The organism is Emticicia sp. CRIBPO (assembly GCF_009905725.1).
In the GTDB taxonomy this organism is placed as follows: Bacteria; Bacteroidota; Bacteroidia; order Cytophagales; family Spirosomataceae; genus Leadbetterella.
The window spans coordinates 213,513-224,937 of the sequence record NZ_JAAAKV010000010.1 but is presented as its reverse complement, the minus strand read 5'-3'; the positions used below and the strand labels follow the sequence as shown (position 1 = coordinate 224,937).

At 44.8% G+C, this 11,425-nt stretch carries 8 protein-coding genes and 1 riboswitch; of the genes, 4 read left to right on the top strand and 4 right to left on the bottom strand.

Annotation, left to right across the window (positions count from 1 at the left end):
* Positions 1-1,153 precede the first annotated feature (1,153 nt).
* The 4 genes from cobC to GVN16_RS20810 all read right to left on the bottom strand — a co-directional run bounded on the left by cobC (position 1,154) and on the right by GVN16_RS20810 (position 5,298).
* On the bottom strand, positions 1,154-1,717 hold the full coding sequence (cobC, locus tag GVN16_RS20825) for an alpha-ribazole phosphatase (protein ID WP_166565873.1): 564 nt from the start codon (positions 1,715-1,717) through the stop codon (positions 1,154-1,156).
* Between the two features lie 100 nt (positions 1,718-1,817).
* Entirely contained in the window at positions 1,818-2,024 is a 207-nt protein-coding gene (locus GVN16_RS20820; RefSeq protein WP_166565872.1) for a cysteine-rich CWC family protein, read from the bottom strand.
* 171 nt (positions 2,025-2,195) lie between these two features.
* Positions 2,196-3,296 (bottom strand): YncE family protein, encoded by a 1,101-nt coding sequence (locus tag GVN16_RS20815; protein WP_229244277.1) that lies wholly within the window; start codon positions 3,294-3,296, stop codon positions 2,196-2,198.
* Positions 3,297-3,312: 16 nt separating this feature from the next.
* The gene (locus GVN16_RS20810) at positions 3,313-5,298 is read right to left on the bottom strand and encodes a TonB-dependent siderophore receptor (RefSeq protein ID WP_166565871.1); all 1,986 of its coding nucleotides are present in this window, start codon (positions 5,296-5,298) and stop codon (positions 3,313-3,315) included.
* 62 nt (positions 5,299-5,360) lie between these two features.
* Positions 5,361-5,575, bottom strand: a riboswitch (cobalamin riboswitch).
* Between the two features lie 289 nt (positions 5,576-5,864).
* Between GVN16_RS20810 and argG the strand changes: the two genes are divergently transcribed.
* The 4 genes from argG (at position 5,865) to GVN16_RS20790 (ending at position 11,379) form a co-directional block, all read left to right on the top strand.
* Complete coding sequence (gene argG / locus GVN16_RS20805; protein ID WP_166565870.1) at positions 5,865-7,064, top strand: argininosuccinate synthase; 1,200 nt, start codon at positions 5,865-5,867, stop codon at positions 7,062-7,064.
* A gap of 176 nt (positions 7,065-7,240) precedes the next feature.
* Positions 7,241-9,628, top strand: a complete 2,388-nt coding sequence (locus GVN16_RS20800; protein ID WP_166565869.1) for an outer membrane beta-barrel protein — start codon at positions 7,241-7,243, stop codon at positions 9,626-9,628.
* 67 nt (positions 9,629-9,695) lie between these two features.
* On the top strand, positions 9,696-10,574 hold the full coding sequence (locus GVN16_RS20795) for an AraC family transcriptional regulator (protein WP_166565868.1): 879 nt from the start codon (positions 9,696-9,698) through the stop codon (positions 10,572-10,574).
* A gap of 67 nt (positions 10,575-10,641) precedes the next feature.
* Positions 10,642-11,379 (top strand): SDR family oxidoreductase, encoded by a 738-nt coding sequence (locus GVN16_RS20790; protein WP_166565867.1) that lies wholly within the window; start codon positions 10,642-10,644, stop codon positions 11,377-11,379.
* Positions 11,380-11,425: the final 46 nt, after the last annotated feature.

The following is an 11,425-nucleotide window of genomic DNA, read 5'->3' as shown; positions in this document are numbered from 1 at the left end:
TATCCGTCCGAGCTTTTAGCCAGCTGTCCCGCGTCTCCAGACGCACCGGACGGCGTAATTCGGTCTCTGACCGAAGTCAAGAGGGCCTGTCTGAGGCAAAAAGGCTTATAAAAATGTTTGCATTGGCCAGATCAGCCACTTCGGGGCCCTCCATTGAGCTACCATGAGGGTCATGAGGAAGAGAAGAAAGCTTCGAAGATAAGCCAAGGGGCTCTTATTACCCGTAAAGCATCAAGGATGAAGTTTCGAAAGTATCCGTCCGAGCTTTTAGCCAGCTGTCCCGCGTCTCCAGACGCACCGGACGGCGTAATTCGGTCTCTGACCGAAGTTAAGAGGACCTGTCTGAGACAAAAAGGTTTATAAAAGTGTCTGACTTGGCCAAAGCAGCTGCTTTGAGGCCTTCCATTGAGGTATTATGAGGGTCATGAAGGAAACATGAAAGCTCCGAAGACAATTTAATGAACTCCTGTTACCCTTAAAGCATCACTGATGAAGTTTCGAAAATATCCATTCCGGTCATTAACGTCGGAATAATAGCTTTGACACTATCAGCCCGAGCTTTTAGCTCCAACTTATACTGTTGAAACCTATCAGCCCAAGCTTTTAGCTCCAACTTATACTGTTCGAACCTATCAGCCCGAGCTTTTAGCTCCAAGTTATACGCTCCGAACCTATAGGCCCGAGCTTTTAGCTCCGATTTATAATCTCCGAACCTATCGGCCCGAGCTTTTAGCTCCGATTTATAATCTCCGAACCTATCGGCCCGAGCTTTTAGCTCCAAGTTATACGCTCCGAACCTATCAGCCCGAGCTTTTAGCTCCAAATTATACGCCCCGAACCTATCGGCCCGAGCTTTTAGCTCCGATTTATAATCTCCGAACCTATCGGCCCGAGCTTTTAGCTCCGATTTATAATCTCCGAACCTATCGGCCCGAGCTTTTAGCTCCAAATTATGCTCCCCGAACCTATCGGCCCGAGCTTCTAGCTCCGATTTATAATCTCAAGGTATATCCGGCTGATCTACGAAGTACTGATTTAGAGGTATTGAGATCTGAGTTGACGCTTTGTGCTCTGATGTTGCCACTTTCCGGCGTTTGAAACCAGGGAAATAGCAAAAGAGAATAAAACGCGGGCACTGTCCCGCAGAAAGAATTTACGAGATAGAGATCAGGGTATCCGTGCTTTTATCATCGCTGATCTTCAGCCTCACAATCTGCCCCGGTTCTATCTGAATTTTGTAGATGTTTTCAGAAGGTATTTTCAAAACATATTTGATAAAATGCCTGATCGGCCCACCGTGTGTAACGATCACCACTTTTTTATGCCCGGATTTTAATAAATCTTTGATAAAAGTACTGATGCGTAGTTCAAGAGCGTAATATCCTTCGCCTCCCGCAGGACGATGATTCACAAAGTCTTTTGTCCAGGGACCCAGCTCATCTTCCGGGATCTCACTCCATCGCTTCATTTCCCAGGCACCGAAATTCAGCTCCATGAGGCGTTTATCCAATATGATCTGGGTGGTATTGAGTTTGGAGGCCAGTTGCTGACACCTGGCAGACGGGCTGCTGTAAAACGCATCAAAGTCATCCGGTAGCCTGTCCGTGACCTTCCTGATATCCGTTAAGTAAGACGGCCTGAGGTAAACCTCCGACTGCCCGTAACATATACCTGATTCAATGGCCACTTCAGTATGCCTTACCAGAAAAATTTCCATAACCCGGAACGTCTTTTTTATTAAGAAATGCAACTTCCAAAGGTATCACCAATTGACGAAAAATCAATGATCAATATCGCGGCATCAGAAAAAATAATGATCAGGCAGTCTCCGATTCCTTTTTAAGCTCCTCAAGGCAGCGGTTACAAAGGCATCCGCCCTCATATTGCATAATGGAAAGGAGGCGGATATATTCAGTCTCTTTTTTGGTCAGGAATACCTTCTGACAGTCACACCTGGTCACTGAATTTACTTTGCAGGTAAAAACCTCTCCGCATCTGGGGCATTCTTCCGGGGCATGTTTCATGAGAACATTCTTTAACCTTAAAATTGCAAAATAAAACGATCATCAGTGCACTTATTTCTAAAAAATCCGGCGGGGTCCGCATTCGTTTCATATGAGTAATATAGTGTAGAGGCGTTGCATGCAACGCCTCTACACTATATTCAAACGTCCCTGCTATATCTTCAGACAAGCTTACTTAAAGAAAAATCCGCTTGGAGCGATTTCCGCTTTCAGTGAATCTATCAGCGTTCCGTTTGGCTGGTATCTGATCACATATCCGGCCTGTTTGTAAGACGGCGTAAATCCGGCATAAAGAATTCCGGTTGACGGATCCACACCCAAACCTGTAAACAACCTGTTGATGAATGGCTTGATAGCCAGAACAGTGGCATCATTCACACCAAAGCTGTAAGTCTCTCCTTTCAGCTTATAGCCATCTGCCGGATCATAAAATGAGTTCACATAAAACACCGTCTGTTTATCTTTGCTCATGGCAAAATTCCCCGCTGATTTACCTGCCACCGGAGAAACAATTTTGATACGGCTTTCGACGGTCTTGGAAGAAAGGTTGAACTTAACCAGTTCTCCTCCGGCATACAACCACAATTTTCCGTTGGCATCAATCCCGATCAGATCAGGATTTATTCCTACCTCCACCGACCTGGCCGGAGCATCTGTCTGGGTATTGATAAAAGTAATGGTTTTGTCACCACCCACGCTTCCGACGATCACCTCGCTGCCGCTTACCAGCAGTTTTTCTGCTCCTTTTTCGACGACAATCTTTTTGGTCACTTTGTTGGTCACAAGGTCAACAACGACCAGGTAACCAGGTTTGTAAGAATAGTCTTCATTAAAGGTATCCCAGCAAGACACATAGGCTTTGTTGGCACCTGCCTTGGCAACATATCTCGGGTTCTCCACCTCAGTAGATGGAATAGTACCCACAGATTTGAAAGTACCGGCAGTCACGATCTCAACCAGGTCTTTACCAGGCGTCATGTTATCTACCGGAATCAGGCCTTTGCCATCCACTTCCACGTAATCCCTTGCTCCACCAGCCAGTGAACGGGTGTTCTGAGTCTGGAAAATATCATAACTGATCATTTTTAATGTCGGCTCAAAAAAAGTAATGCTGCCGTTATTGTCTCCGAAGTTACCTGCATTGATGATAAACAACCCTTTATCGAAAGGCTGAGACGGAACAGGCTCTGTAGTGTCATCAGAACATGAGTTCAGGACAAGAACCAAAGCTCCGAGTGTAAGGAATTTAAAAAAAGGCGATTTGAAATACATTGTGATATAAGTTATATTAAAAATTAAGAACTAATCCGATGTTGAAATTCCGGCCGGGCATGGCGTTTTTCTTGACCGACGGATAAACCGTATCCGTCAGGTTATTGGCCTGTAGATTGACCTGCCCCTGCACTTTCCCTAGTTTCAGGGAGGTGCTCAAAAGTGTATTCAGTAAAAAATAGGGCGGAAAAGGCCTGCCCGAATGGTCAAAAGTGATGTACCGCTCTGAATAATACAGTCCCTGCACATTCAGAAACCAGTTTTTCCACCTGACAAAAGCGTTGTTGGTCAAAGTATGAAGGGGAACATAAATCAGTTGCTTACCTACGATATCCACCGCATAAGCATCATAAACCCGTTGCTGTGAGGTGTGATTATAAGCATATTGCGACGTTAAGCCTGAGCTTAAATGACCGTGCTGATATTTGATCCCAAGCGAGAACTCCGCCCCTTTCGCCAGTACCTGCTGCAGGTTTTCGACCCGGTAGCCCTTGTCCGGATTCCAGTAAGTCCAGTCATCAATTAAATTATGGTAAGCATTCACCCCCAGGTTTCCGCTTAGTTTTTCCGAAAGGTTTTGCTCCAGGTTCAGACCGAGTTCTTTATTGAAGCCATTTTCCGGACGGATGTCAGGATTACCCAGCACTGCCCAGTATCGCTCATTCAGGGTAGGCAGACGGTAGCTCCTGGCAATGTTTCCACTCCATTTCAGTTTTTTATCGGTCTTTGAAATCACCAGGTATTCAAACCCGAAAGAGGGGGTGAAAGGCACTTTATATTTGGATGAAAGGGCCTGTCTCAGATTAATGGAAGCAGTTAGGCGGCTTGAGAAAGTTTGCCTCAGTAGGACAAAGGCATCCCCCCTGTTTTCTTCAATCGCATTGATACTGTATCCATCTACCAGGGCCACATAATGGACAAATTCTCCTCCGATCTTGAGGTTGGTTTGTCCGGGAACAAATGTCTTTTTAAACAAGAGTTCATGCTCGGCCCTGGCGATGTAGCGGTCAGTCTGCGAATGACTGGGCGTCAAAAAATCAGCTTTTCCATAATCTATAATGTCTCTTACAAAGGCGGTCTTGAAATTGGTGTTTCCCCACTGGTAATTCAGCAGGAATCGTGAGGCAGACGTCTGGGTGCGTTCCAAAAACTGGATGACATCCGGTTGTATAGTCAGGTTGTTGTCCGTCAGCCAGAGATGAAACGACACATAATCCCCATTTTTCTGTTTCAGGTAAAGGTCCTGCACCAAACCCATCTGCCTGGTTTCAGAAGGCTCCATGGGATAGGTCTGTTTCCCGTTCGACCGCTCTGTTTCTTTGAAATGATTATTGAACCGGCTGCCATACAGCAGGGTTTTGCCCGACAATTGTATCCCTTTTTGGGTATTCCTGACAAACCTCAGGCCCACCCTTCCGTTATAATTGTCAAAACTTCCGTATTGAATGCCGGCAGTAAAATTGAGCCCATGTTGTTTCCAGTCCGGCTCTGAATGCAGCAGAAGGCTTCCGCCGACCGCGTCTGTACCCACACAACTGGCCGCCGAACCGTACTGGATGGCCATTTTATCAAAACCCAGTAAAGGAATGGTTGAAAAATCAGTTTGTCCTACCGTAGGACTGTTGATATTGATGCCGTTCCACAACACTGCTGTGTGGCTGGCCGAAGTACCCCGGAAAGCAATCGAAGCGAGCTGCCCGCTGCCATAGCTTTTAAAAGCGACGGGCGATTGGTATTGCAAAAAATCTGCTAAAGTCTGAAACTGGTAGGCCGACAAAAGTGCGGAGTCAATCCTTTGCACCTTAAGCCCCACCATAAAACGGTCGGGCGAAAACCCATGAACCCTGACCTCCTCTAACTGCCTGACTTTCTCCGGATTAAGTGTATCGCTACCAACCGAAAGGGTAAAAGCAACCGTTGAGTCATACTTTTCAGCGGCCACAGCTCTGACTGAAAGCAGACAAATACCTGCCAAAAGTAATTTTGGAAGTGATTTTAACATTTCGTGTCGAAAAAATAATCAAAAAAGGCAATCGCTCATTTGCTTTCATCCACCGTAAAGCACAAACAAGAATAATTGCGGGCAGGTCTCCTGGCTCGGTTCATCGCTTTTTACCTTCCCGGCAGAGCCAGTGGTTTCGAAGAAAAGCGTCTTTTCGTTAATATCCGAAAAAGAACCTTACAGTTGCGGGGACAGCTCATGTTTCACACATGATTCCCTATTAAGTCATTTCATCAGCCGGAAGCTGCTTGTTGACACCCATAACTGCGACAAAGGTAGAACAAAAAGAGATAGGATGATGGGGTGAGGGTGAAATTTTAACAGATGCGGGATTCGGACCTGTTTATTAAACCGCTGACAACAGGTTTGTTGTTAACAGTTTCTGACCATGATTCCATTTTCAGATGAACAAGCCGCACTTCTCCTGCCTGAGTCCCCCCTTCCCCAAAAATCACAATTATTTTAAAGCGGATCATCAATTTATCGTCGGGAAGTCCTATTTTTGCACCCTGATTTTAAACTCAAAATTCTGAAGGTCAGAAGCCTGAAGAAAGAAATATAAAGATATGAAAAAAGTTGTTTTGGCTTTCAGCGGTGGTTTGGACACTTCTTTTTGTGTTAAATACCTGGCCGAAGAAAAAGGAATGGAGGTGCATTCTGTGCTGGTGGATACCGGCGGTTTTACCAATGAAGAAATAGAAGATATTGAGCGTAAGGCCATTGAACTGGGTGTAAAATCTCATTACACGGCCCGTGTCGCTGATAAATATTATAAGGAATGTATCCGCTTCCTGGTGTATGGCAACATCCTGAAAAACAATACTTACCCGCTTTCGGTAAGTGCTGAAAGGATATTCCAGGCTGTAGCGGTGGCAGAATACGCCAAAAGCATTGATGCCAAGGCCATTGCCCATGGCAGTACAGGTGCCGGAAACGACCAGGTGAGATTCGACATGGCTTTCAGGATCATCGTGCCTGATGCTGAGATCATCACCCCTATCCGTGACCTGAAATTATCAAGAGAAGCGGAAATCGAATTCCTGAAAGCCAAAGGTGTGGTGAGGGAATGGAGCAAATCAACTTATTCGATCAACCAGGGACTCTGGGGTACTTCTGTAGGCGGAAAAGAAACGCTTAACTCATGGGATTCACTTCCGGAGTCGGCATACCCTACTCAAGTGACTAAAAAGAAAAGCACGGAAATCACCCTTCAATTTACCAAAGGTGAGCTGAAAGGCGTAAACGGCAAACGTTTCAAAAACCCGGTAGATGCCATCAGAAGACTGCATGACCTGGCGTCTCCGTTCGGTATCGGCCGTGACATACACGTGGGTGACACCATCATCGGTATCAAAGGCCGTGTAGGTTTTGAAGCAGCTGCTCCGCTGATCATCATCAAAGCCCACCACTTGCTGGAAAAACATGTACTGACCAAATGGCAGCAATACTGGAAACAAAACCTTTCGGAATGGTATGGTATGCTGTTGCACGAAGGACAGTTTAACGAACCGGTTCTGAGAGACATTGAGCAGTTCCTTGAAAGCTCGCAGTCGCACGTGACGGGTGAAGTAAGGGTGAAACTGGCTCCTTACAACTTCCAGTTGCTGGGTATAAAATCTGATTATGACCTGATGTCTCCTGTGTTCGGCAGCTACGGCGAAATGAACAATGCATGGAGTGGTGACGATGTGAGAGGTTTCTCGAAAATCGCTTCCAACCAGGTGATGATCTACGAAAAAGTAAAAGAACTGGCCGAGAAAAAATAAGTCTCAGCTCTTGTCATAAATCATACAAAAAGCCTCAGACCGGGGCTTTTTGCATTTAAAGTCTTCTCAAAGACACTTTTTGTACCCTGATTCAGCCATTCAACCTTATTTATTTGATTTACAGGCTGAAAATCACGTAATTTTGTATTGCTTTTACTTATACCGAAATCTATTTAATGCCCAGATTACTACTCGTTTCCCTGTTGTTTCTTTGCGGATTTATGGCTGAAGCTCAAAATCCCCTTATTCAAATCAAAACTTCTGAGAAATCAGGGGCCCCGGTATTCGGGACTACCCTGAAGATCACGAACAGGGCTGACTCGGCCAGGGTTTTCTATGGTACTACCGACACCCTGGGTATCTTAAAAATCAACCTTCCCGGCAATGCACAGTATACCATATCGGCCAGCTCTGTGGGCTTTAAAACCCAGACAAAAGGTCTGAATGTGACAGATAAGAATCTTTCTGTATCCTTCATCCTGGAGGAAGACAACCTGCTTTTGCAGGCGGTGACCGTTACGGCGAAGAAGCCGTTCATGAAACAGGAAGACGATAAAACGATTGTCGATCCGGAACCGATAGCCAGCACGAGTACCAGTGCCCTGGAGATACTGGAGAAGACACCGGGCTTGTTTGTCGACCAGGAAGGCAATGTTTACCTGAGCAATTCTTCGCCAGCTTCTATCTATATCAATGGCCGTGAACAGAAAATGAGTGCGGCCGACATTGCTTCCATCCTGAAAAGCCTGCCTCCGGGCAGCATCGACAGGATCGAGATCATGAGGACGCCTTCAGCCAAATATGACGCCAGTGGCGGCGGCGGTGTAGTCAATATTATCCTGAAAAAAGGAGTGAAAATAGGCCGGACCGGAAGTCTGAACGCCGGTATGAGCCAGGGAAGATACGGCAACCAGTTTGTGGGCGTTAACCTCAACAATAACGAAGGCAGGAGAAACTCATTCCTGAACCTGAACTACAGCCGCCGGAACAGCTTTGAGGAAGTAATTACGAACAGAAGTTTTTCGACGGATAATCTCATCAGTCAGAAAGCCTGGACGACTTTTCCCGGACAATCTTTTTACGCAGGTCTTGGCCTGAATTACGAGCTAAACAAAAAATGGGACATCAATTATGACGGCCGTTTCAACCTGAATGCAGGAGAGTCGAATGCTTCCAACACCAGCATCATCACCAAACTGAACAATCCGTCGCCCGTCAGTGAAAACCTCAACAAAGTGGGCAACAATACAGATGCCTATGGCATTACCCAGGGTTTCTCGACCAAATACAAAATCGACAGCCTCGGTTCTGAGATCACAACGGACGTGTCTTATAATTACTTTCTGAACAAAGGCAACCAGGACTATGAAACGATCTTTAAAATCCCGGCAGCAACGGGCCTGGCCGGAAACGGTAACTGGGACAACGGCCGGAATCTTTTCACGGCACAAACCGACCTGAGATATAAATTGCCGAAGAAGATCTTGATTGAAGCCGGTTTAAAAACTTCCATCCAGCGATTCAACAGTGAAACCAAATACAACAGGCTTAACGGTGATGTGGAAGAACCGGACCTTTTCAGGACCAACACGTTCAACTACAGGGAAAACATCAACGCAGCTTATGTGCAAGCCTCCAAGACCTTCGGGGAGTTTATACTGAAAGTAGGGACACGCCTGGAGAATACTAACATGTACGGACACCAGACCGTGCCGGCAAACACTTCGTTTAAGCTCAGAAGGACAGACTTATTTCCGTATGTTTACTTTAGCAGGAAGCTGGGTAAAATCGCCAGTTATGAAATGCGGGCTTACCTCGTAGCCAGAAGAACCATCACCAGGCCGGTGTATGAATACCTGAACCCTTTCCCGAGGTTTATTGATCAGTATTTATATGAATCCGGAAATCCGGGACTAAGACCTCAGTTTACCCAAAACTATGAGATGAACATCAGTTTTGAAGACCGCCCGATCTTTGCACTGGGAAGGAATTATACCCAGGATATTTTCACGAGTGTGATTTACCAGAACCCTCAGAATCCGAGTGTGGCATTCAGAACTTACGATAACCTGGGCAAAAACCAGGAAACCTATTTCAGACTATTAGGAGCTGTGCCTCCGGGTAAAAAGTACTTCTTCGTAATCGGCAGCCAGTTTAACCTCAATGATTACAACGGTCTTTACGAAAACAGTCCGCTGAAGTTCAAGCGGGGCAGCTGGTCGTTCTTTACCTTCCAGCAATTCAAAATAGACAAGCTCTCTACCATTTCATTAAACGGCTTCTTCCGGATGAAGGGGCAGCTGCAGTTTTATGAACTCAGCAATTTCGGCAACCTGAACCTGAGCGTCAACAGGCAGTTCCTCAGCAAAAAACTGATGATAACAGCCTCTATGAATGACATTTTCTATACCAACAAAAACGATTTCACGATCAACCAGGGAAGCATTTCAGCCGTTGGTTCAAGAAGAGCAGACACACGGAGATTTACTTTGAACCTGCGTTATAATTTCGGGTTGAAGAAGAAAGAAGACGGAGGGAATATGTTTAATTTTGAGACAGACTGAGTTCTGCTGTACCAACGAAGAATAGATAAGGATATGGAATTACCCTTCAACCAGTAATCTATACCATGTGCAGAAAACAAACGAAATACATGACAGCGAACAACAGCAAGATAAAATGGGCATAAAATTCAACTCGACCGAAAACCCCTATCTGTCTGCTGATATGCAACAGAAAATTCTTCAACCCCGCAGGTTGTCTTCCTATTTTATTGTGCTCATTGAAAGTGGCTCCATCAACTATAAATTGGATTTACAGGACATTACCCTCACAGACGGACAATTGCTTTTTGCAATGCCTAACCAGGTTTTTACACCACCCGATAATGCAGATAATCTTAAATATTTTAAGGTACTGTTTGATGAAAACACTTTGGCGTTGCTTCCGCAGCAATTTTCTTTTTTAGTTAATCCTTTAAACACACAAAAAATAATTCTTAGCGACGCAGCCAGGCAACGCGTACAAAGAGTTTTTGAAATTTTAGATCAATTGCTTCAAACAGATGAAAATCAACCGGACACAGAAATAATATTAGCTTATCTGAACTCATTACTGGCAGAGTTAAACAGTGCCTATTTCAAAAACCAGGAGCCGGCAAATGTTTTGAACGCGAACTTGTCAAAATTTATTGAGTTTAAGTTAGTGGTGGAAACACACCTCATGGAGCAACCCTCTATCCACACGATTGCTGAGAAACTAGCCCTGACCACCAACAGTCTATACCGCATTGTAAAAGAATACTCAGGTGTTTCGCCCAAGAATTTTTTCACCGGCCGTTTGATGGTAGAAGCCCAACGGAAACTGCATTATTCAAATCTTTCTGTAAAAGAACTGGCGTACGAATTAGGATTTAATGACCCCGATTATTTTTCTAAGCTCTTCAAAAAATGCACGGGTAAAAGCGTAACCGAGTTTTTAGAAAACACCCAGGATTTGTCGGGCAAATAAAGTGATTTGTCCATCTGCCTTCTTCTTTAGCACGATACTTTTGCTTCATTAATTTTAAAACAAAGAAATGAAATCAGCATTAGTAACAGGAGCGAACAAAAGCATTGGCTTTGAAGTTGTAAAGCAACTTGCTCAAAAAGGAATTTATGTTTACCTCGGCAGCCGTAACTTACAAAACGGTGTGGAAGCTGTGGATAAGTTGAAAGCAGAGGGGCTAAACAATGCAGAAGCTATTCAGCTTGACATTACGGATGATGAGTCCGTAAAAAATGCCCGTTCAGAAATAGGCAAAAAAACAAAAGTACTGGACATCCTTATTAATAACGCGGGTATTTATGGTGGTTACCCGCAAACAGCACTCGACGCAACTATTGACCAGTTTAAAGCGACTTATGATGCCAATGTCTATGGCGTGGTAAGAGTGACACAGGCATTTATTGATTTACTGAAAAAGTCGTCAGAACCCCGTATTGTAAATGTAAGTTCAAGCCAGGGTTCCATTACCTTGCATAGTGACCCTGCCTATAAATACTACGACTACAAAGGCGTTGTATATCTTTCTTCAAAATCAGCACTGAATATGTTTACCGTTGTTTTGGCTTATGAACTGAAAGATACCGCTTTCAAAATAAATGCTGTTTGCCCGGGATATACCAAAACAGATTTCAACGGTCATCGCGGACCAGGCAGTATCGAAGATGCCGGAAAACGAATCGTAAAATATGCCTTGATTGACAAGGACGGAGCCACAGGTAAATTCTTTAGTGAAGAAAATAACCCTGAAACCGGTGAAATACCCTGGTAAAAACCGGTAAAACAGAGATCTTTACTACATTGAAACTGGTGACGTT

What these genes read in the sequence shown, in the direction of transcription:
- GVN16_RS20815 (WP_229244277.1), bottom strand. Translation starts at nt 3,296, where the DNA reads ATGTATTTCAAATCGCCTTTTTTTAAATTCCTTACACTCGGAGCTTTG.
- GVN16_RS20800 (WP_166565869.1), top strand. Translation starts at nt 7,241, where the DNA reads ATGCCCAGATTACTACTCGTTTCCCTGTTGTTTCTTTGCGGATTTATG.
- argG (WP_166565870.1), top strand. Translation starts at nt 5,865, where the DNA reads ATGAAAAAAGTTGTTTTGGCTTTCAGCGGTGGTTTGGACACTTCTTTT.
- GVN16_RS20810 (WP_166565871.1), bottom strand. Translation starts at nt 5,298, where the DNA reads ATGTTAAAATCACTTCCAAAATTACTTTTGGCAGGTATTTGTCTGCTT.
- GVN16_RS20820 (WP_166565872.1), bottom strand. Translation starts at nt 2,024, where the DNA reads ATGAAACATGCCCCGGAAGAATGCCCCAGATGCGGAGAGGTTTTTACC.
- cobC (WP_166565873.1), bottom strand. Translation starts at nt 1,717, where the DNA reads ATGGAAATTTTTCTGGTAAGGCATACTGAAGTGGCCATTGAATCAGGT.
- GVN16_RS20790 (WP_166565867.1), top strand. Translation starts at nt 10,642, where the DNA reads ATGAAATCAGCATTAGTAACAGGAGCGAACAAAAGCATTGGCTTTGAA.